The 21,153-nt window shown below is 60.4% G+C and carries 20 protein-coding genes, 4 tRNA genes and 1 pseudogene; 13 read left to right on the top strand and 12 right to left on the bottom strand.

The annotated features are described in order from the left end of the window. Window position 1: 1 nt before the first annotated feature. A complete protein-coding gene (locus tag J3Q04_RS21285; RefSeq protein WP_420767616.1) occupies window positions 2–301 on the top strand; it encodes a DUF2845 domain-containing protein in 300 nt (99 codons plus the stop codon). A gap of 317 nt (window positions 302–618) precedes the next feature. Here J3Q04_RS21285 and J3Q04_RS21290 read toward each other — a convergent pair whose 3' ends face one another. Both J3Q04_RS21290 and J3Q04_RS21295 read right to left on the bottom strand, forming a co-directional pair. Next, window positions 619–972, bottom strand: coding sequence for a BON domain-containing protein (locus J3Q04_RS21290; RefSeq protein WP_420767617.1), 354 nt, complete (start codon window positions 970–972; stop codon window positions 619–621). 306 nt (window positions 973–1,278) lie between these two features. Continuing rightward, entirely contained in the window at window positions 1,279–1,710 is a 432-nt protein-coding gene (locus J3Q04_RS21295; protein WP_434609507.1) for a pilin, read from the bottom strand. Window positions 1,711–1,935: 225 nt separating this feature from the next. Here J3Q04_RS21295 and pilB point away from each other — a divergent pair, with 225 nt between their 5' ends. From pilB to yacG, 5 genes are read left to right on the top strand one after another with little or no spacing between them, the layout of a single operon-like run. Beyond that, window positions 1,936–3,636, top strand: a complete 1,701-nt coding sequence (pilB, locus tag J3Q04_RS21300) for a type IV-A pilus assembly ATPase PilB (RefSeq protein WP_434609505.1) — start codon at window positions 1,936–1,938, stop codon at window positions 3,634–3,636. Window positions 3,637–3,638: 2 nt separating this feature from the next. After that, the gene (locus tag J3Q04_RS21305; protein ID WP_420767620.1) at window positions 3,639–4,856 is read left to right on the top strand and encodes a type II secretion system F family protein; all 1,218 of its coding nucleotides are present in this window, start codon (window positions 3,639–3,641) and stop codon (window positions 4,854–4,856) included. Window position 4,857: 1 nt separating this feature from the next. Beyond that, on the top strand, window positions 4,858–5,727 hold the full coding sequence (locus J3Q04_RS21310) for a prepilin peptidase (protein WP_434609503.1): 870 nt from the start codon (window positions 4,858–4,860) through the stop codon (window positions 5,725–5,727). Further along, the gene (gene coaE, locus J3Q04_RS21315) at window positions 5,727–6,350 is read left to right on the top strand and encodes a dephospho-CoA kinase (protein ID WP_420767622.1); all 624 of its coding nucleotides are present in this window, start codon (window positions 5,727–5,729) and stop codon (window positions 6,348–6,350) included. Before J3Q04_RS21310 ends, coaE begins: the two co-directional genes overlap by 1 nt. Continuing rightward, window positions 6,347–6,553 (top strand): DNA gyrase inhibitor YacG, encoded by a 207-nt coding sequence (yacG, locus tag J3Q04_RS21320; RefSeq protein WP_030140256.1) that lies wholly within the window; start codon window positions 6,347–6,349, stop codon window positions 6,551–6,553. Before coaE ends, yacG begins: the two co-directional genes overlap by 4 nt. A 9-nt stretch (window positions 6,554–6,562) precedes the next feature. On the opposite strand, the gene J3Q04_RS21325 is transcribed toward yacG, so the two are convergent. Further along, window positions 6,563–7,249: an energy-coupling factor ABC transporter permease gene (locus J3Q04_RS21325; RefSeq protein WP_420767623.1), complete on the bottom strand. Its 687-nt coding sequence runs from the start codon at window positions 7,247–7,249 to the stop codon at window positions 6,563–6,565. Between the two features lie 144 nt (window positions 7,250–7,393). On the opposite strand from J3Q04_RS21325, the gene J3Q04_RS21330 reads away from it, so the two are divergent. From J3Q04_RS21330 to J3Q04_RS21340, 3 genes are all read left to right on the top strand, one after another. Further along, on the top strand, window positions 7,394–8,020 hold the full coding sequence (locus tag J3Q04_RS21330) for a DUF1780 domain-containing protein (protein WP_030140261.1): 627 nt from the start codon (window positions 7,394–7,396) through the stop codon (window positions 8,018–8,020). Between the two features lie 88 nt (window positions 8,021–8,108). Next, complete coding sequence (locus J3Q04_RS21335) at window positions 8,109–8,282, top strand: DUF3094 family protein (protein WP_039593877.1); 174 nt, start codon at window positions 8,109–8,111, stop codon at window positions 8,280–8,282. 69 nt (window positions 8,283–8,351) lie between these two features. Next, window positions 8,352–9,650, top strand: coding sequence for an NAD(P)/FAD-dependent oxidoreductase (locus J3Q04_RS21340; RefSeq protein WP_420767624.1), 1,299 nt, complete (start codon window positions 8,352–8,354; stop codon window positions 9,648–9,650). Between the two features lie 60 nt (window positions 9,651–9,710). Here the strand turns inward: J3Q04_RS21340 and J3Q04_RS21345 are convergent, their stop codons facing one another. The 9 genes and pseudogenes from J3Q04_RS21345 to rluD form a co-directional block, all read right to left on the bottom strand. Then, window positions 9,711–10,589 (bottom strand): methyl-accepting chemotaxis protein, encoded by an 879-nt coding sequence (locus J3Q04_RS21345; protein WP_434635655.1) that lies wholly within the window; start codon window positions 10,587–10,589, stop codon window positions 9,711–9,713. Window positions 10,590–10,613: 24 nt separating this feature from the next. Continuing rightward, window positions 10,614–11,336 (bottom strand): annotated as a pseudogene (locus J3Q04_RS21350) (MCP four helix bundle domain-containing protein); the annotation flags it as partial. Between the two features lie 153 nt (window positions 11,337–11,489). Next, window positions 11,490–11,566 (bottom strand) — tRNA-Pro (locus tag J3Q04_RS21355). A gap of 94 nt (window positions 11,567–11,660) precedes the next feature. Beyond that, window positions 11,661–11,736 (bottom strand) — tRNA-Lys (locus J3Q04_RS21360). A 5-nt stretch (window positions 11,737–11,741) separates the two neighbouring features. Then, window positions 11,742–11,818: transfer RNA gene (locus J3Q04_RS21365), tRNA-Pro, on the bottom strand. Window positions 11,819–11,825: 7 nt separating this feature from the next. Beyond that, window positions 11,826–11,901: transfer RNA gene (locus tag J3Q04_RS21370), tRNA-Asn, on the bottom strand. Window positions 11,902–12,216: 315 nt separating this feature from the next. Then, window positions 12,217–14,781 (bottom strand): ATP-dependent chaperone ClpB, encoded by a 2,565-nt coding sequence (gene clpB, locus J3Q04_RS21375; protein ID WP_420767625.1) that lies wholly within the window; start codon window positions 14,779–14,781, stop codon window positions 12,217–12,219. A gap of 130 nt (window positions 14,782–14,911) precedes the next feature. Further along, window positions 14,912–15,637 (bottom strand): peptidoglycan editing factor PgeF, encoded by a 726-nt coding sequence (gene pgeF / locus J3Q04_RS21380; RefSeq protein WP_434609499.1) that lies wholly within the window; start codon window positions 15,635–15,637, stop codon window positions 14,912–14,914. Beyond that, complete coding sequence (rluD, locus tag J3Q04_RS21385; RefSeq protein WP_420767627.1) at window positions 15,634–16,596, bottom strand: 23S rRNA pseudouridine(1911/1915/1917) synthase RluD; 963 nt, start codon at window positions 16,594–16,596, stop codon at window positions 15,634–15,636. The genes pgeF and rluD overlap by 4 nt, the downstream gene beginning before the upstream one ends. 150 nt (window positions 16,597–16,746) lie before the next feature. On the opposite strand from rluD, the gene J3Q04_RS21390 reads away from it, so the two are divergent. From J3Q04_RS21390 to J3Q04_RS21405, 4 genes are all read left to right on the top strand, one after another. Continuing rightward, entirely contained in the window at window positions 16,747–17,763 is a 1,017-nt protein-coding gene (locus tag J3Q04_RS21390) for an outer membrane protein assembly factor BamD (RefSeq protein WP_420767628.1), read from the top strand. A gap of 122 nt (window positions 17,764–17,885) precedes the next feature. Further along, on the top strand, window positions 17,886–18,119 hold the full coding sequence (locus J3Q04_RS21395) for a PP0621 family protein (RefSeq protein WP_420767629.1): 234 nt from the start codon (window positions 17,886–17,888) through the stop codon (window positions 18,117–18,119). Then, the gene (locus tag J3Q04_RS21400) at window positions 18,109–19,698 is read left to right on the top strand and encodes a two-component system sensor histidine kinase NtrB (RefSeq protein ID WP_434562248.1); all 1,590 of its coding nucleotides are present in this window, start codon (window positions 18,109–18,111) and stop codon (window positions 19,696–19,698) included. Before J3Q04_RS21395 ends, J3Q04_RS21400 begins: the two co-directional genes overlap by 11 nt. Window positions 19,699–19,763: 65 nt before the next feature. Then, complete coding sequence (locus J3Q04_RS21405; RefSeq protein WP_434611518.1) at window positions 19,764–21,041, top strand: sigma-54-dependent transcriptional regulator; 1,278 nt, start codon at window positions 19,764–19,766, stop codon at window positions 21,039–21,041. The last annotated feature ends 112 nt before the right edge of the window (window positions 21,042–21,153 follow it).

Here is a 21,153-nt window from a genome sequence, read left to right on the forward strand (position 1 = left end):
AATGAAGTATTGGTACGGATTCAGCCTGAGTCTGCTGCTATTGGCAGCCGGCCAGGCCACAGCCGCCAATACGTTGCGCTGTGGCAGCCATTTGATCAGCATCGGTGATCGTACGAGCGAGGTGCTGCAAAAATGTGGACAGCCTGCAGCGCGTGATGATCTGGGCTACAAACGCAGCGTCAACCGCCGGGAGGAGTATCCGGTGGAGGAATGGACTTACGGACCCCGTAGCGGGATGTACCAGTACTTGCGCTTCGAGAGGAATCGGCTGGTGGAGATTACCAGCAAGCGTGGGCGGTGATTGGTTGGGCTATTCCAGCGTATCTGCAGCGACAGTGCCTGCGCCTTCGCGAGCAGGCTCGCTCCCACAGGGGCCGGGTTGTTTCTGGAAGAATGCGGTCAAATGTGGGAGCGAGCCTGCTCGCGAAAGGGACTACCCGGTTTCCCTGACTGGCTCACATTCTCTCCTTCCCAGAATAGAACAGGCCCCCGGCACGAATGCCGGGGGCCTGTAATGGCCACGTCCATGTGGCCTTTCGCATGAACTCCAAAGCATCGGCAAGCGTAAAACACAGCCCGCTTGCCGCGCCTTCTCCCGTCCAGGCGAGAAGCCTTGCCTTACTCGGATTTCAGGCCATCGGCCGACACATCACGTACCCCTTTGATTTTCTTGGCGATCGCGACGGCGGTGTCTTTCTGGGCATCGCTCAACACAGCGGTCGAAGACAGGGACACGACGCCCTTGTTGGTTTCAACCTTGATGTCGGAGCCTGGAATGCCTTTCTCGGTCACCAGGTCGGCCTTGACCTTGGTGGTGATCCAGGTATCGGAAACGTCTTCCTTAGCCTCTGTCACTTCGCCCGCAGCCAGCATCATCGGGGCCTGAGTTGCTTGAGTGGTCTCGGCGAAAGCGCTAGCCATGGTCAGGGTCAGTGCAGTGGCAGCAGCGGCAGTGATAGCGAACTTCTTCATACGAGTAACTCCTGTTTTTCTCAGAAACTGCCGAAATTGCATCGCGGCAGGTTGTCAGGAGTAGTGCGAAGGCTGTGCCAGTTTTGAAACGATGTGAAATTCGTTATAAATCAATAAGTTAAGCGAAGCGGTTATTTTCATAATCATGCAAATTGCATGACCGAGGGATTTGGTACATGCAACATGCGGGTTTTGCCGGATTGCTAAGCTCATGAATTACCGAGGTTATTTCGATATTGGAGATTTACCTCCGCTAAATGACAAAGCCCCGCTGATGCGGGGCTTTGGTTAGTCTCGCAACAACTGTCAACCCGCTGCCGCGCCAGCCGCTGCTGTGCAACCGCCCGCAGGCAAGAACTCTTCCGCAACGTTAGAAGTACATGTCCAGGCACCTGTGCCGGCACGGCTGAGAATGATCGTCTTGCCTATGATGGAGGCAGGTGCCTCTTTGATAGTGCAAGTGATGCTGGCCGTCCCAGCGGCCGCGTCACCCCCAATGGTCATCGTGCAGTTATTGCTCGACGCCGGTACGCCCGTGTTGGCAGCGGTTGGCGTTGTACCTTTATTCAGAAGGTCTTCAACCGGCACCTTCAATGAAGAAGCTTCCGCCAGCCCGACCGTCACCTTCGCCCGCGCCTGGTACTTCGAGTACTGCGGCAACGCAAACGTCGCCAGGATCCCAATGATCGCCACCACGATCAGCAGCTCGATCAGTGTAAAACCCTTTAGCTTATTCATAGACATCTCCCGTGCATGAGTCGAAATCTCATGACCTGAAACGGTCATTGCAGGGCACATGCCAACCCTGGAAGCCCCGCCAGCCCAGGCTTTCCCTGCCGCATGAGATCAACCTCCTACCCCAACAGCCGCACTATCTGACGCTTTTTGTCACCTCTGCTCGCTGGTCAGCCACCGATGCTTGACTAGGCTATAAATCATGAACAGTCCGCGTCCGGTATCCCCATGAATGACATCGCCCTCAGCGGCCTGGCCAAGCAATTGGTGTTGGCTGAACTGATCACCGAACAAAGCGCGCAGCATGCTTTTCAACAGGCCCAGCGCAACCGAGTGCCCCTGGTCAGCTACCTGGTGCAAAACAAACTGATCCAGAGCCGCCAGGTGGCGGAAATCGCCTCCGAGCATTTTGGTATCGCCCTGCTGGACCTCAACAGCCTAGACAAAGACAACCAGCCCGCCGGCCTGGTCAGCGAGAAACTGGTGCGCCAGCATCACGTGCTGCCGCTGTGGCGGCGCGGCAACAAGCTCTATGTGGGCATTTCCGACCCCACCAATCACCAAGCCATCAACGACATCCAGTTCAGCACCGGCCTGACCACCGAAGCCATCCTGGTGGAAGACGACAAGCTCAGCGATGCCATTGAAAAATTCTTCGAATCCAGCAGCACCGGCCTGGAGGGCATGGCCGACGTCGATCTCGACGGCCTGGACATCGAGTCGATCGACGACCGCAAGCAGGACACAATCGCGGGGCAGGACGGCGACGATGCGCCGGTCGTGCGTTTCGTCAACAAGATGCTGCTGGACGCGATCAAGGGCGGCTCTTCCGACCTGCACTTCGAGCCTTATGAGAAAACCTACCGGGTGCGGGTGCGTACCGACGGCATGCTGCGGGAGGTCGCCAAGCCTCCTATCCAGCTAGCCAACCGCATTGCCGCGCGCTTGAAAGTCATGGCGAGCCTGGACATTTCCGAGCGACGCAAACCCCAGGACGGTCGACTGAAGATGCGCCTGTCGAAGACCAAGTCCATCGACTTCCGGGTCAATACCCTGCCCACGCTGTGGGGGGAAAAAGTGGTGATCCGGATCCTCGATCCCTCCAGCGCGCAAATGGGCATCGATGCCCTGGGCTATGAGCCGGAACAGAAAGACCTGTACATGACAGCCTTGAAGCAACCACAAGGGTTGATCCTGGTGACCGGGCCGACCGGCTCGGGCAAGACCGTGTCGCTCTACACCGGCCTGAACATCCTCAACACCGTGGATATCAATATCTCCACGGCGGAGGACCCGGTGGAAATCAATATGGAAGGCATCAACCAGGTCAACGTGAACCCGCGCCAGGGCTTGGATTTCGCCCATGCCCTGCGCTCGTTCCTGCGTCAGGACCCGGACGTGATCATGGTCGGCGAGATCCGTGACCTGGAAACCGCCGAAATCGCCATCAAGGCCGCCCAGACCGGGCATCTGGTGCTGTCCACCCTACACACCAACAGCGCCGCCGAAACACTGATCCGCCTGCAGAACATGGGCATCCCCGGCTTCAACATTGCCACGGCGGTCCACCTGATCATCGCCCAGCGCCTGGCGCGCAAGCTGTGCGCACAGTGCAAGAGAGCCATCGAGATTCCCGAGGAAACCCTGCTTAAAGAGGGTTTCCCCCGGGAACGCATCGGCTCATTCACGATCTATGAGCCGGTCGGTTGCGAACAGTGCAACAGCGGTTACAAAGGTCGCGTGGGGGTATACGAAGTGGTGAAGAACACGCCAGAGCTGCAACGATTGATCATGGCCGAGGGCAACTCCCTGGAAATCGACCTGCAGATGCGCAAGGACGGCTTTAACGACTTGCGCACCTCGGGGCTGTTCAAAGTGATGCAAGGCATCACCAGCCTCGAAGAAATCAACCGGGTCACCAAGGATTGAACATGGCGGTCAAGGCAGTAAAAACCGACGTCTACACGTGGGAAGGCAAAGACCGCAAAGGCACGAAAATGTCCGGCGAACTGACCGGCCAAAGCCCGGCACTGGTCAAGGCACAGTTGCGCAAGCAGGGCATCAACCCGGGCAAGGTTCGCAAAAAGTCCACCTCGATATTCAGCAAGGGCAAGCGCATCAAGCCGTTGGACATCGCCCTGTTCACCCGCCAGATGGCGACGATGCTCAAGGCCGGGGTGCCGCTGTTGCAGGCGTTCGATATCATTGGCGAGGGCTTCGACAACCCGAATATGCGCAAGTTGGTGGACGAGGTGAAGCAGGAGGTCGCCGCCGGAAACAGTTTCGCCGCCTCGCTGCGCAAATGCCCCCAGTATTTTGACGAGTTGTACTGCAACCTGGTAGATGCCGGTGAGCAGGCCGGTGCCCTGGACACGCTGCTGGACCGCGTCGCGACCTACAAGGAAAAAAGCGAGGCCCTCAAGGCCAAGATCAAGAAAGCCATGACCTATCCTGCCGCGGTGATCGCCGTTGCCGCCGTGGTCACAAGCATCCTGCTGATCAAGGTCGTGCCGCAGTTCGAGTCGGTATTCGCAGGCTTTGGCGCAAAGCTGCCGGCCTTCACGCTGATGGTCATCGGCTTGTCGGAGTTCTTGCAAGAGTGGTGGTGGATGTTGCTGGGAGGGCTGGTGGGTGGGTTCTTCGGCGTGAAATATGCGCTCAAGCGTTCCCAGGCATTTCGTGACTGGCGAGACAAATGGCTGCTCAAGCTGCCCTTGATCGGCACCTTGATGTACAAGTCCGCCGTGGCTCGCTACGCCCGTACGCTGTCGACGACCTTTGCGGCCGGCGTACCATTGGTCGAAGCCCTCGATTCCGTGTCGGGCGCTACCGGCAACGTAGTGTTCAAGCGCGCGGTACAACGCATCCGGCAGGATGTCTCGACCGGCATGCAGTTGAATTTTTCAATGCGCGCTTCCGGCGTTTTCCCGAACCTGGCGATTCAGATGACCGCCATCGGCGAAGAATCAGGCGCGCTGGATGACATGCTCGACAAGGTGGCGAGTTTTTATGAAGCCGAGGTGGATAATCTGGTGGACAACCTCACCAGCCTGATGGAACCCTTCATCATGGTAATCCTGGGGGTGGTGGTCGGTGGCCTTGTGGTTGCCATGTACATGCCCATCTTCCAACTCGGCTCTGCGATCTGACATGCCCCTGAGCGAATTCTTCGTGCTTTACCCCTTGGCTTTCGTGCTGACCGCATTGCTGCTCGGGCTGATCGTCGGCAGCTTTCTCAATGTGCTGGCGTGGCGCCTGCCCAAGATGCTCGACCGTGAATGGCGCCTGCAAGCCCAGGACCTGCTGGGCCTGCCGACGCAGGCCCCTGGCCCGGTCTACAACCTGATGCTGCCTCATTCCCAATGCCCTCATTGCGGCCACCGTATCCGGGCGTGGGAAAATATTCCGCTGCTGAGCTACCTCGTGTTGCGGGGCCGTTGTTCGAGTTGCGCCGCGCCCATCGGCAAGCGCTACCCACTGACCGAACTGGCCTGCGGCGCGCTGTCGGCTTTCGTTGCCTGGCATTTCGGCTTCGGCTGGCACGCCGCGATGGCGATGGTGCTGAGCTGGGGCCTGCTGTCCATGAGCCTGATCGACGCCGAGCATCAGCTGCTGCCCGATACCCTCGTACTGCCGTTGTTGTGGCTGGGGCTGATCGTCAACAGCTTCGAGCTGTTCGTCTCGCTGAACCAGGCATTGTGGGGCGCGGTGGCGGGTTATCTGGCGCTGTGGTCGGTGTTCTGGGTCTTCAAACTGATCACCGGCAAGGAAGGCATGGGCTACGGCGACTTCAAGTTGCTGGCGATGCTGGGCGCCTGGGGGGGCTGGCAAATCTTGCCGCTGACGCTGTTGCTGTCCTCGCTGGTGGGCGCCGTCGTCGGCATTATTGTGCTGCGCATGCGGGACGCGCCGGCCTCGACACAAATCCCCTTCGGCCCCTATCTGGCCATCGCCGGCTGGATTGCGCTGCTCTGGGGTGGTCAAATAACCGACTTCTATTGGCAGTCAGTCGGTTTCTAATGAACAGCCCTGCGAAAAAACCCTGGATTCTCGGCCTGACCGGCGGCATCGGCAGCGGCAAGAGCGCCGCCGCCCAGCATTTCATCGACCTGGGCGTGCACGCGATCGATGCCGATCATGCGGCACGCTGGGTGGTCGAACCTGGACGCCCGGCACTGGCAAGCATTGCCGAGCACTTCGGCCCTGGCGTGTTGCAGGCAGACGGCGCGCTGGATCGCTCGGCGCTGCGCACGCTGATCTTCGAGAATGCCGATGAGCGTCGTTGGCTGGAAAAGCTGCTGCACCCGCTGATTGCCGAGGAAATTGCCCATCATCTGGGGCAGGCCCAATCGCCCTACGCGATCCTGGTGTCACCGCTGTTGATCGAGTCGGGACAATACGCAATGACCCAGCGGATCCTGGTGATCGACGCGCCTGAACAACTGCAGATCGAACGCACCTTGCAGCGCGACCAGACCAGCGAACAGCAGGTCCAGGCGATCCTCAAGGCCCAATCCAGCCGTCAGGACCGCCTGAACCATGCCGACGATGTGGTGGTCAACGACCGCGATCTCACCTGGCTGCACAGCGAGGTCGAGCGCCTGCATCACTTTTACCTTACCTTGCGTGGAGGCCAACCATGAGCCAACCCCCCATCGTCGATTGCCCAACCTGTGGCGCCCCGGTCGAGTGGACCCCTGAAAGTAAATTCCGGCCATTCTGCTCAGATCGCTGCAAGCTGATCGACCTGGGCGCCTGGGCGTCGGAAGAACACAAGATCCCCGTGGCCCCGGATGCCGAGGATGAGTTGTTCAGCGAAGACTTCAACCCTCGTTCCCACCATTAAACAGCGCAATCAAGGCTTGTCGTCGTCGTTCCAGGGTGCCGACAGGTAGCGCGTGCGGTTGAAAGTCTCCAGCCATTCGGGGCTGAACACCACCAACGCGCTGACCACCATGCCGTTGATGAAAGCCTCGGGAAAAATGATCAGCCAGAGGTAGCCGATGAAATCCCCCAGCCAGTAAGGCATGGCAAATATGCCGTCATGCCAGAGCAGGCCCAGCCCCAGCAGCAGGCAGACTAGCGCCGAAAGCGCGGCAGCCAGGAACCCCGAGCAGAAGATATACACAAACAGGTTGCGCGGCTGGGCACGCTCCACCAGGATCGCGCAACACTCAGTGATCAGCACTGGCAGGAGAACCAACAGCGCGCCGTTGATGCCGACCGCCATCATGTCCTGACGGCCCAGCAGCACCAGCGCGAGCTGCGCGCACAAGCCACCAAGGATCGCCAGCGGCCAGTCCAACAGCAGAGTCACGGCGGTCAGGCCGATGAAGTGATACGAAACGCCCGTGTCGAAGTCTCGTCGCACCAGCCACAACATGAACAGCGCGAACACCGTGCCGAACAACAGATGCTGGCGACGACCGTCGGTAAACAGCTCGACCCACGGAGCACGCGCCACCGCCCAGGCCAGCGCCGGCACATAGATCAGCCAGCCGGCCACCAAGGTCTGCGACGAGAGCAATTCGGCTCCGATCATCGATCTACTCCTTTGGCATGCCCGTGCAACACAGACCCCGTGGTCGCCCCGAGATTCAAGCTGGCAGTCTACACCTCCCCACGGGACGCCATTAATCAACGCAACGCTTTGGGCTTGTAGCAATTGAACGCTAAGCTTGGGTTCATGGATGATTCCGATTATTTACGCCTGCTGACCATCGCGGCCGAGCAGGCCAACGCCTTTCTCTCCAACGCCCGCAAATGGGAGCGTGAGCGGTGGGTCTGCCAGCGCCTGTTACAAGGGCTCAACGTGCCTTATCGCGCCGACGAATTCGCTCCGGCCGGAGAGCCGCCGGATGTGCTGTTTCGCGACGCCAATTTCGAAGTATTTTTTGTGCTCGACGAGGGCCGTCGTCTCAATGACGAATGGCGCGATGAACTGCAGCGTCGTCGTAGTGCCTTCTCACTGAGCCAACTGGTGCGGCGCGAGGCCAAGCCCCGACGAATTCCCGCCAATGAGTTTCTGATGAGATTGGCACCGACCCTACGCAAGAAAGCCCATAACTACACCGAGCGTGGCATGGACCTGGGCGAACTGGACATCATCGCGTTCGCCAGCCTCAAGCGCGAAGTCCTGGACCTCAACAGCCACTTCCCACCGCCGACCGAATACCTGCGCCAGGGCTGGCGCTCGCTGTCGCTGGTGGGGCCGACGTTCGCCCGGGTGCTGTTCGCCCACCCCGATGCGCCGGACTTCCTGCGAGGCAACCTGGGCCGCAGCATTGTCTTCGACGTGGGGATCAGCCTGTGATTCGCTTGTCGTCTCAGGGCTGTATACGCCGGATAGCCAGACACTGTAACGTCTTCACATTCCGCAACGTCTACCTGACGAGGCCTTTATGACCAGCCGCCTGAACCCAGATGACCAGAAGCATGTCGAAGAGTACCTGCAACTGTCCCAGCACCGAGTCGAGCGCCGGCCTTTCCGGCCGTGGATGCTCCTGGTGGTGGTACTGGCCATCACGATTGGCCTGGGCCTGTTGAGCCGATTGATCAGTTACCTGACGCTATGAGCCGCTTTTTGTCATTGACGCTCGCGCAGGTAACGGCACCGAATTCCTTTAGCCTTGCGAGATATCCCCATGACTCATCGTATTGTCATCGTTGGCGGCGGCGCCGGCGGTCTGGAGTTGGCTACCCGTCTGGGTAAGACCCTGGGCAAGCGTGGCACGGCCAGTGTGATGCTGGTCGACGCGAACCTGACCCACATCTGGAAACCGTTGCTCCACGAAGTAGCGGCCGGCTCCCTCAACTCCTCCGAAGACGAACTCAACTATGTGGCCCAGGCGAAATGGAACCACTTCGAGTTCCAGCTCGGGCGCATGAGCGGCCTGGATCGCGAGAACAAGAGAATCCAACTGGCCGCCACCTATGACGAGGCGGGCGTCGAGCTGTTGCCAGCCCGGGAGCTGGGCTACGACACGCTGGTGATCGCGGTGGGCAGCACCACCAACGATTTCGGCACCGAGGGCGCGGCGCAGCATTGCCTGTTCCTCGATACCCGCAAGCAGGCCGAGCGCTTCCACCAGCAGTTGCTTCACCACTACCTGCGCGCTCACGCCGGGCAGACCGATACCATCGAGCGCATCAGCGTTGCGATCGTCGGCGCCGGTGCGACCGGCGTTGAACTGGCGGCCGAGCTGCACAACGCCGCCCACGAACTGCATGCCTACGGCCTGGACCGGATCAAACCGGAGAACATGCACATCACCCTGATCGAGGCGGGCCCACGGGTCTTGCCGGCACTGCCAGAGCGGATCGGCGGGCCAGTGCACAAAACCCTGGAAAAACTTGGGGTGAATGTCATGACCAACGCCTCCGTCAGCCAGGTGACTGCCGACAGCTTGATTACGGCGGACGGCAAAGTGATCGACGCGAGCCTGAAAGTCTGGGCCGCCGGGATCCGCGCGCCAGAATTCCTCAAGGACATCGACGGACTGGAGACCAACCGGATCAACCAGCTGCAGGTGCTGCCGACACTCCAGACCACTCGCGACGACAACATCTTTGCCTTCGGCGACTGCGCCGCCTGCCCGCAACCGGACAGCGACCGCAACGTCCCACCCCGCGCCCAGGCAGCGCATCAGCAAGCCTCGCTGCTGGCTAAATCGCTGAAGTTGCGGATCGAGGGCAAGGCCTTGCCTGAATACAAATACACTGACTACGGCTCGCTGATCTCGCTGTCGCGCTTTTCGGCGGTGGGTAACCTGATGGGCAACCTGACCGGCAGCGTGATGCTTGAAGGCTGGCTGGCGCGGATGTTCTATGTGTCGTTGTACCGCATGCACCAGATGGCGCTGTACGGGATGTTCCGTACCGCGATGCTGATGCTGGGTAGCAAGATCGGGCGTGGGACCGAGCCACGGTTGAAACTGCACTGACATGACGATCGTTCCCACGCTTCGCGTGGGAACACCGCCCGTCCAGCACTTAGTCGTCAATCAAACCTGAAACCGCTGCACCATCGTGCGCAGCGAGTTTGCAAGCTGCGACAATTCATGGCTGGAGGCACTGGTCTGATCCGCGCCGGAAGCCGAGCGCACGGACAAATCGCGAATATTCACCAGGTTGCGATCAACCTCGCGAGCCACTTGCGCCTGTTCTTCGGCGGCACTGGCGATGACCAGGTTGCGCTCATGGATCTCGCTGACCGATGCCGTAATGGTTTGCAGCGCTTCCCCTGCCCGCTCCGCCATCGCGAGGGTGCTCGCCGCACGGCTGGAACTGGCTTGCATGGAATCCAGCGCCTGGGTGGCACCGCTGCGCATGCCCTGGACCATCTGCTCGATCTCCTGGGTCGATTGCTGCGTGCGATACGCCAGCGCCCGCACCTCGTCGGCAACCACCGCAAACCCCCGCCCGCTCTCTCCCGCCCGGGCCGCTTCAATGGCCGCGTTAAGGGCCAGCAAGTTGGTCTGCTCGGCAATGGCCCGAATCACATCCAGCACTTTGCCGATATCCTGGGATTGGCTGGCCAGTGACTGCACCAGGCCGCCGGTAACCTGAACATCGTTGGCGAGCGCGCTGATGGCGTCGACGGTGTCGCTGACCCGCTCCTGCCCCAACGTCGCCGATTCGCTGGATTGGCGGGTGGCGTCGGAGGTTGAAACGGCGTTGCGCGCGACTTCCTCCACGGCGGTGGTCATCTCGGTGACGGCAGTGGCAGCCTGTTCAATTTCGTTGTTCTGCTGCTGCAGGCTGTGGGTGCTGTCGAGCGTGACGGCGTTCAGCTCATCGGCTGCCGTGGCCAGTTGCGCGGCCGAGCCGCTGATGCCCTGCAACGTCTCACGCAGATTCTGCTGCATGGCCGCCAGCGCCATGAGCAAACGGCTGACTTCATCGTTGCCATGGGTCTCGATCGGCCGGGTCAGGTCACCCCGGGCTACGCTCTGCGCAGCATTCAGCGCCTCGCCCAGGGGCTTGACGATGCTGCGCGTGAGCAACATGGCCAGGGCCACCGTAGCCAGGGCGGCAAGCACAATGAACAGGCTGACGATCATGCGGGAATTGACGTAGTGCTCCTGGGACTTCTGGCTCTCGATCGACACCTGCTTGGAGAATAATTCCGCCAGATCATTGAGCTGTTTGCCCGAACCGTCCACCACGGTTTTCATGTCCACCAGCAACAGCTTGATCAGCTCATCCCGACGCCCCTGCTCCGCCAAGGTAAACGACTGGGCGATACCCGAACGATAGGCGGCGAAAGTCTGTTTGAACTGGTCGTAAAGCGCCTTGCCTTCCGGCGTGACGACCAATTTGTCGTAACTGGCGATTTTTTCGCTCAGTTCTTTATCGCGGGTATCCATCTGGCCGCGATACACCGCAATGTTTTTCGGGTCCTGATCCAAGGCCATGCGCAGGGAAATGGTGCGAATGCGCAGCATCAATTCACGGATCTCGTCTCCGCCACGGATGCTGGGCAACCACTGGGTTTCCACCGCGACCTCACTGTCGCGAATGCTCGACATCTGTCCCAGCGCAAAGACCCCGAGCAGCGCCACCAGGACGGCGATCAAGGCAAAACCCAGCGCGGCGCGGCGGGCAATATTCAGTTGGCGAAGGAACATGTCGGGCGCCTTTTCTTGTTGTTGGCCTGAAGGTGGGCGATCGATGCTTGCCCTGTTGGCGGGTTATCGGCAGGTTGTACGACGACTTGAAGCCATCGGCTTTTCCGCAGGCAAAAAAAATCCCCGTATCTTTCGATACGGGGATTCTTAATATGGTCGGGGTAAGGGGATTCGAACTCCTGACATCCTGCTCCCAAAGCAGGCGCGCTACCGGACTGCGCTATACCCCGGTAAAAAAAAGGCGACCTTCGCAAGTCGCCTTCCTCGATCAGCGCTTTTGGCCTCTGATCTTAAGATTCGATTCCAGCGAACTGGTTTCAAAAATGGTGGGTCGTGTGGGATTCGAACCTACGACCAATTGGTTAAAAGCCAACTGCTCTACCAACTGAGCTAACGACCCAAATATGGTCGGGGTAAGGGGATTCGAACTCCTGACATCCTGCTCCCAAAGCAGGCGCGCTACCGGACTGCGCTATACCCCGATTGAAATGGCTCCGTGACCAGGACTCGAACCTGGGACCCAATGATTAACAGTCATTTGCTCTACCGACTGAGCTATCACGGAACTGATATTTCAAGTTACTGCTATTTGAAGCTACAACATTGAAGCCAGCTTCAACCTCTTCTACCCGTCAGCATCGCTGCGTTCGTGTGTCTGAGGCGCGCTATTCTACAATCTTCGTAACCTCTGTCAACCCCTTAAATTGCTTTCAAGACAATGATTTGCAACTTATTTTAGGTTCCTTCCCAAAGAGAAGTCGCCCTTGGGGTGACGTACTGCGGGGCGCACTTTACAAGTCTTTTCCTTTGAGTTCAACGGCCTGATGAAAAAAATGGCCTCGCAATGCAAGGCCATTCCAATATCCGGCGATGCCGGCCTTCAGTTGAAGACGATTTCGTCGTTTTCCACGGTACCGGTCACGGTTTCGCCCGGCATGAACCGCCCGGACAGAATCAACTGCGCCAACGGGTTTTCGATCCAGCGCTGGATCGCTCGCTTGAGCGGCCGCGCGCCATAGACCGGGTCGTAACCCACCGCGATCAGCTTGTCCAACGCCTCGTCGCTCAGTTGCAGCTTCAACTCGCGCTCGGTGAGGCGGCTGCGCAGGCGACCCAGCTGGATCTCGGTGATGCCGGCGATCTGATCCCGGGCCAACGGCTCAAAGATCACCACTTCGTCAACACGGTTGATGAACTCCGGCCGGAAGTGCGTAGAGATCGCATCCATCACTGCGGCACGTTGCGCCTCGCGATCGCCGACCAGCTCCTGAATCTGCGTCGAGCCCAGGTTGGAGGTCATCACGATCACCGTGTTGCGAAAGTCCACCGTGCGCCCATGACTGTCGGTCAGGCGACCGTCCTCCAGCACTTGCAGCAGGATGTTAAAGACATCCGGGTGCGCTTTCTCGACCTCATCGAGCAATATCACCGAGTACGGCTTGCGACGCACGGCCTCGGTCAGGTAACCGCCCTCTTCATATCCAACATAGCCCGGCGGTGCGCCGATCAAGCGGGCCACGGAGTGCTTCTCCATGAATTCGGACATGTCGATGCGCACCATGGCTTCCTCGGTATCGAAGAGGAACTCGGCCAGCGCCTTGCACAGCTCGGTTTTACCCACACCGGTCGGGCCGAGGAACATGAACGAGCCGCTCGGACGGTTGGGGTCCGACAACCCGGCACGGGACCGGCGCACGGCGTTGGACACCGCCACCACCGCTTCTTCCTGGCCGATCACACGCTGGTGCAACAGGCTTTCCATCTTCAGCAGCTTGTCGCGCTCGCCTTCGAGCATCTTCGAGACCGGAATGCCGGTCCACTTGGACACCACTTCGGCGATTTCTTCCTCGGTGACCTTGCTGCGCAGCAGCTGGTTTTCGCTTTTGCCGTGTTGGTCGACCATCTGCAGGCTGCGCTCCAGGTCCGGGATGACCCCGTATTGCAGCTCGGCCATGCGGTTGAGGTCACCTTTGCGGCGAGCCGCTTCCAGCTCCTGGCGGGATTGTTCGATCTTTTGCTGGATCTGAGCCGAACCCTGGACTTCAGCTTTTTCCGAATTCCAGATCTCTTCGAGATCGGAATATTCGCGCTCGTGACGAACGATTTCTTCCTGCAATCTTTCCAGACGTTTCTTCGCCGCTTCGTCGCTTTCTTTTTTCAGCGCCTGGGACTCGACCTTGAGTTGAATCAAGCGTCGCTCCAACCGATCCAGCACTTCGGGCTTGGAGTCGATTTCCATGCGGATACGGCTGGCGGCCTCGTCGATCAGGTCGATGGCCTTGTCCGGCAACTGACGGTCGGTGATATAGCGATGGCTGAGCTTGGCCGCCGCGATGATCGCGCCATCGGTGATGGCCACTTTGTGGTGGACCTCATAGCGCTCCTTCAGGCCGCGCAAGATGGCGATGGTGTCTTCTTCGCTGGGCTCATCCACCAGCACTTTCTGGAATCGCCGCTCAAGCGCCGCGTCTTTCTCGATGTATTGGCGGTATTCGTTGAGCGTGGTCGCACCGACGCAATGCAGCTCACCACGGGCCAGCGCAGGCTTGAGCATGTTGCCGGCGTCCATCGAGCCTTCGCCCTTGCCGGCGCCAACCATGGTGTGCAATTCATCGATGAATAGAATGATCTGGCCTTCCTGCTTCGACAGTTCATTGAGCAGGGCCTTGAGCCGTTCTTCGAATTCACCGCGATACTTGGCGCCAGCGATCAGCGCCCCCATGTCCAGAGACAGCAGGCGCTTGCCCTTCAGCCCGTCCGGCACTTCGCCGTTGATGATGCGCTGGGCCAAGCCTTCGGCGATGGCGGTCTTACCCACGCCGGGCTCACCGATCAGGACCGGGTTGTTCTTCGTGCGCCGTTGCAGGACCTGGATGGTTCGACGGATTTCATCGTCACGGCCGATCACCGGGTCGAGCTTGCCTTCTTCGGCGCGCTTGGTCAGGTCGACGGTGTATTTATCCAGGGCTTGACGCGCTTCCTCGTGGTTCGGGTCGTTGACCGCATCGCCCCCGCGCAGGTTGTTGATGGCGTTTTCCAAGGCTTTCTTGCTCACGCCCTGACCGAGCAGCAACTTGCCAAGCTTGCTGTTCTCGTCCATCGCGGCGAGCAACACCAGTTCGCTGGAAATGAACTGGTCGCCCTTCTGCTGGGCCAGGCGGTCGGCCTGGTTGAGCAGCCGCGCCAGATCCTGGGACATGTTCACATCACCGGTCGGATTCTGGATCTTGGGCAACTGGTCGAGTTCTTTGGCCAGTTCCTTGCGCAGGCTGTTGACGTCAAAGCCCACTTGCATCAGCAGCGGCTTGATCGAGCCGCCCTGCTGTTCGAGCATGGCCTGCATCAAATGCGCCGGTTCGATACTGGGATGGTCCAGCCCGACGGCCAAGGACTGGGCGTCGGACAAGGCCAATTGTAATTTGCTGGTTAAACGGTCAATACGCATGGGTCACCTTCCTATTGAGCAGGCCGGACCTAAAAAACATCCTGAATGAAGAAACCTGCCAGATACCGCTATAGATGTGGCCGATTCTGGAAGATTCAAGCAGCGCACTGTTGATACAGATCAGGAGAGTCTAGCGTTCGAGCCAGATCAAGGAAGCGAAGCGACCGGTGCGCGCGTTGCGGCGATAGGAAAAGAAGCGTGGGTCGGTCACGGTGCACAAGCCGCCACCGTACACGGCGGTAACGCCCCGTGCCGCCAGACGCAGGCGCGCCAGCGCGTAGATATCAGCCAGGAACTTGCCGGTGTTGTGGCTGGGTACGAAGGCTCGCTCTGCGTCGGCCAGTTGCGCAATAAAGGCTTCGCGCACTTCCGGCCCAACTTCGAACGCTTGCGGACCGATGGCCGGGCCGAGCCAGGCAAGGATTTCATCCGCGGGCATGGCAAGGCTATCGAGGGTGGCTTCCAGCACACCGTTCGCCAGTCCGCGCCACCCGGCATGGGCCGCCGCGACATGGGTTGCGGCGCGGTTGCAGAACAACACCGGCAGGCAATCGGCCGTCATTGCCGTGCAAGCGACACCCGGCGTGGCGCTCCAGCTCGCATCAGCGGTAACCACCTGGGTCGGATCAGCCTCGACCACGTCAATACCGTGGACTTGCTGCAGCCAGGTTGGAGTAATCGCGAATGGGTCGGTGAGGCGGCGACGATTTTCAGCGACGTCCGCAGGGTCGTCGCCGACATGGTCGCCCAGGTTGAGGCTGTCGAACGGCGCCAGGCTGACGCCGCCTTCGCGGGTGGTGACGCAGGCTTTGACCCGGGCTGGCGCGGGCCAGTCGGGGAGCAGCCAGTCATTCATCCGATGAACGCCTCGCGGTCCTGCTTGAGCAACGTCAAAAGCCAGACAAAATCATCCGGCAGCGGCGATTCCCAGCTCATGCGCTTGCCGGTCGTCGGGTGATCGAGCTCAAGGAAGCGCGCGTGCAGCGCCTGTCGAGGGAAATTCTTCAGTGATTCCACCATGGTCTGGCTGGCAGCCGGTGGAATACGGAAACGACCGCCATAGGCCGGGTCGCCCACCAATGGGAAATTGATGTGAGCCATGTGCACACGGATCTGGTGGGTCCGGCCGGTTTCCAGCTTGACCCGCACGTGGGTGTGGGAACGGAAGCGTTCAAGCACGCGGTAGTGGCTGACGGCCTGCTTTCCGCCTTCCATCACGGCCATGCGCTGGCGCTGCTGGCCGTGACGGCCGATCGGCGCGTTGATCTTGCCACCGGCGGTGACCACCCCGATCACGATGCACTCATAGATGCGGCTGACGCTCCGGCTTTGCAGCTGTGTCACCAGTTGCGTCTGCGCCTGGATGGTCTTGGCGACCACCATCAGACCGGTGGTGTCCTTGTCCAGGCGATGGACGATACCGGCGCGCGGCACATTGATGATGCCCGGCACGTGGTGCAGCAAGGCGTTGAGCAACGTGCCGTCGGCATGACCGGCCGCCGGGTGGACCACCAGGCCCGCAGGCTTGTTGATCACCAGGATATCGTCGTCTTCATAGACGATGTCCAGGGCAATGTCCTGGGCGACCCATTCTCCCTGGGCCTCCTGCTCGGCGGTCAGCTCGAGGACGGCACCGCCATGGACGATGTCGCGCGGGCGGATCACCGCCCCGTCCACCGTCAGGCGGCCGTCCTTGATCCAGGCGGAAAGGCGCGAGCGCGAGTGCTCGGCGAAGAGTTGGGCGGCGACTTGATCGAGGCGTTGGCCGCCCAATTCGGACGGCACCTCTGCGCGAAGTTCTATTTTATCGGACATGCTCGGACTGGGCGTCGGCACAGCCTTTGGTTTCGGCTGCGCGCTTGTGGTTAAATACGGCGTCTTTTGCCCCGAGGCTTTCAACGGGGCGCTCATCATAACAGGACGGCCCCGCCCAAGACAGCGGCCGTCATAGGGACGCAAGCCGCCATGCAAGTGAAACACCTGCTGCTGATCGCCATCCTCGCATTGACTGCTGCTTGCTCGTCGAAGGAAGTCGTAGACGAAAACCTGAGCGAAGTCGAACTGTACCAACAGGCGCAGAACGACCTGGATAACAACAGCTACACCAGCGCCACCGCCAAGCTGAAGGCGCTGGAGTCGCGGTATCCGTTCGGTCGCTACGCCGACCAGGCGCAGTTGGAGCTGATCTACGCCAACTACAAGAACGCCGAGCCGGAAGCTGCAAAGTCCGCCGCCGAGCGCTTCATTCGTCTGCACCCGCAGCACCCGAACGTCGATTACGCTTACTACCTCAAGGGCCTGACCTCCTTCGACCAGGACGTCGGACTGCTGGCGCGCTTCCTGCCGCTGGACATGACCAAGCGTGACCCGGGCGCCGCGCGCGACTCCTACAACGAGTTCGCCCAGCTGACCAGCCGCTTCCCCAACAGCCGTTATTCGCCCGACGCCAAGCAGCGCATGATCTACCTGCGCAACCTGCTGGCGTCCTACGAAATCCACGTGGCTGATTACTACCTGACTCGCCAGGCCTACGTCGCCGCCGCCAACCGTGGCCGATACGTGGTGGAAAACTTCCAGGAAACCCCATCGGTCGGCGACGGCCTGGCGGTGATGACCGAAGCCTACCAGCGCCTGCACCTGGACGAACTTGCGGCCACCAGCCTGGAAACCCTGAAGCTGAACTACCCCGACCACCCTTCCCTGGTCGACGGCCAATTCACCCCACGCGTCGACGAAGCCGACAACCGTTCGTGGCTGAGCAAGGCGACCCTTGGCCTGATCGAGTCCCGTCCTCCGCTGCCACCGGGCGAAACCCGCGCCAACCAGGACGTACAGCGTCAGTTCCAGGATGCCAAGGAAGCCATTCCGAACGAGCTCAAGCCAAAGGATGAAAATGGCGACGTGATCGAAGAGCCAGAGCCTGAAAGCGAGTCCAGCGACCGCTCCTGGTTCAGCTACATGACCTTCGGCCTGTTCGACTGACACACGGCCCGATGAAAAAGGAGACTCGCGAGTCTCCTTTTTTGTGCCTGGGTTTTATTGCGCTGTGCGCCGTTCCTGTCCTTGGCTAAACTGCCTGATCTCTAGCCAAAAAGTCGCCCACCATGCTTCGTCTATTGTTCTGGATCGTACTGATTGCCGCCGCGATATGGCTGTGGCGCAAGTTCAAGGGTGCCTCCTCCGCGTCCAACTCGCCCCGGGAGCAGGACGCGCCGCCGATGGTTCGCTGCGCCCATTGCGGCGTTCACTTGCCACGGGACCGGGCGCTGGAGCTCCAGCAACAATGGTACTGCAGCCAGGCTCATCTCGAGCAAGGCCCGGGCACTCGTGATCGCTAAGGACGAACGCCCTCGCGTCAAACAGGCGCAGCGCCTGCTGCGCCTTTATCACCTGTACCGCCTCAGCATCGGCATCACCCTGGTGCTGTTGATCTCCAGCAACATGGACAACCGCCTGCTGGAGTTCGCCAACGACGACCTGCTACGCAGTGGCAGTTGGTTATACCTGATATTGAACATCCTGCTGGTAGTGTTCCTGGAGAACACTCGCCACCCCGCGCGACTGTTTGGCCTGGCATTGACCGACATATTGCTGCTGTCGTGGCTGTTCTTCGTCGCGGGCGGCGCCCCCAGCGCCATCGGCAACCTGATCATTGTGTCGGTGGCGATCGGCAATACCTTGCTGCGCGGCCGAATCGGCCTTCTGCTCGCCGCCGTGGCCACCCTCGGAATCGTCGGCTCGACTTTCGTGCTCGGCCTCAGCGATTCGAGCCGGCCCAGCAGTTATTTGCAGGCGGGCACCCTGGGCGCCTTGTGCTTTGCCGCCGCGTTGCTCGTGCAGCGCCTGACCCGACGACTGGAAGCGAGCGAGATCCTCGCCGAGCAAAGGGCAAGCGAAGTGCTCAGCCTCGAAGCGCTCAACGCATTGATCCTGCAACGCATGCGCACCGGCATCCTGGTCCTGGATCGTCAACGCAGGGTCCAACTGGCCAATGAAAGCGCCTTGAACCTGCTGGGCATGCATGACCTGATCGGCCAGCGAATCGACGATTCATCGAGCGCCCTGGTCGAACGACTGCAACTATGGCTGAACAACCCCAGCCTGCGGCCGCAAAGCCTGACCATCAGCGGCAGCGGCCTGACGTTGCAGCCAAGCTTTATCGCCCTGGGATCGCAGGATCAGCAGCAGATCCTGGTATTTCTCGAAGATCTGGCCCAGGTGGCCCAACACGCCCAGCAACTGAAGTTGGCTTCCCTCGGTCGCCTCACCGCCGGTATCGCCCATGAAATCCGCAACCCGCTGGGAGCGATCAGCCACGCTGCGCAATTGCTGCGCGAGTCCGAGGAACTGAACGACGCGGACCGGCGTCTGACGCAGATTATTCAAGATCACTCCCAACGTATGAATCGCGTCATCGAGAATGTCCTGCAGCTGTCACGCCGCCAGCAAACCGCGCCCCAACGCCTGGATCTACGCACCTGGTTGGAGCAATTCGTCCAACAGGCCAGGGAAAGCGCCGCGCAACACCAACAGTTGCACCTGGACATCGCTCCAGGCGACTACATCACCCTGATGGACCCCGGCCAGCTGGCCCAGGTGCTGGATAACCTGCTGCGCAACGCCTGGCGCCACAGCGCAATGGCCCATGAACAGGCCGAGGCGTGGCTGGAGCTATTCATCGATCCCCGCAGTCAACTGGCGACACTGGACATCCGCGACAACGGCCCCGGCGTGACACCTGACCAGCAGACACACCTGTTCGAACCGTTCTTCACCACCAGCAACCAGGGCACTGGCCTTGGGCTCTATCTGTCCCGTGAGCTGTGCGAAAGCAACCAGGCCCGCCTAGACTTCAAACCACGCCAAGGCGGCGGCTGCTTTCGCATCACCTTTGCTCACGGACGGAAACAGATTTGAATACACGCTCACGGCAACGAATCCTGGTCGTCGATGACGAGCCGGACATCCGCGAACTCCTGGAAATGACCCTGGGAAGGATGAAACTCGACACCCGCAGCGCCAAGAACCTGGCCGAGGCGCAATCCGCCCTGGCGGGCGAAGCCTTCGACCTGTGCCTGACCGACATGCGCCTGCCCGATGGCACCGGCCTGGAACTTGTGAAACATATCCAGCAACGTTATCCCCAACTGCCCGTGGCGATGATCACCGCCTACGGCAGCCTGGACGTCGCCATCGACGCCCTCAAGGCCGGCGCCTTCGATTTCCTGACCAAGCCCGTGGACCTGACTCGCCTGCGGGAACTGGTCGGCAGCGCCCTGCGCCTTTCAGCCGGCATCCCGCCCGCCGCCACCGTCGAACGCTGTCTATTGGGCGACTCGCCACCGATGCGCAGCGTGCGCAAGCACATCGAAAAACTGGCCCGCAGCCAGGCGCCGGTGTACATCAGCGGCGAATCGGGTTGCGGCAAGGAACTGGTCGCCCGCCTGATCCACGAGCAAGGGCCCCGTGCCAGTCAGCACTTCGTGCCTGTCAATTGTGGGGCGATTCCCAATGAGCTAATGGAAAGCGAGTTTTTCGGCCATCGAAAAGGCAGCTTTACCGGCGCCATCGAAGACAAACCCGGACTGTTCCAGGCCGCGCACGGCGGAACGCTGTTCCTCGATGAAGTGGCCGACCTGCCGCTGGCGATGCAGGTCAAACTCTTGCGCGCCATCCAGGAGAAAGCCGTTCGCGCCGTCGGAGGCCAGCAGGAAGAAGTGGTGGACGTACGAATCCTCTGTGCCACCCATAAAGACCTGGACGCTGAAGTCGCCGCCGGGCGCTTTCGCCAGGATTTGTACTACCGACTGAACGTCATCGAACTGCGCGTCCCGCCCCTGCGCGAACGCCGTGAAGACATCGAACCGCTGGCCAACCACATGCTCCAGCGCCTGGCCGCCAGCACTGGCAACCCTGTGGCGAAGCTGCACCCACAAGCACTCGAGGCTCTGCGCAACTATCGTTTTCCGGGCAACGTGCGGGAATTGGAAAACATGCTGGAAAGGGCCTATACCCTTTGCGAACACCATCAGATCGAGGCCGATGACCTGCGCCTTGCCGAGAGCTACGCGGGTGGCGACGTGGCCAATGCCGACCTGGTGCGGGTCGACAACCTGGAAGACTACCTCGAAGACGTTGAACGCAAGGTCATCCTCCAGGCGCTGGAGGAAACCCGCTGGAATCGCACGGCGGCGGCACAACGATTGAAGTTGTCGTTTCGGTCGATGCGATATCGGTTGAAGAAGTTGGGGTTGGATTAGCTCAAAGCTTGGGGTTCATGCTCATCCCGTGGCGAGGGAGCTTGCTCCCGCTGGGCTGCAACGCAGCCCTAATCTGGCACCTCGCTGTATCAGGCGGACCGAGTCGTTGCTG

The organism is Pseudomonas sp. D4-21 (genome assembly GCF_051132125.1).
Classification (GTDB): Bacteria; Pseudomonadota; Gammaproteobacteria; order Pseudomonadales; family Pseudomonadaceae; genus Aquipseudomonas.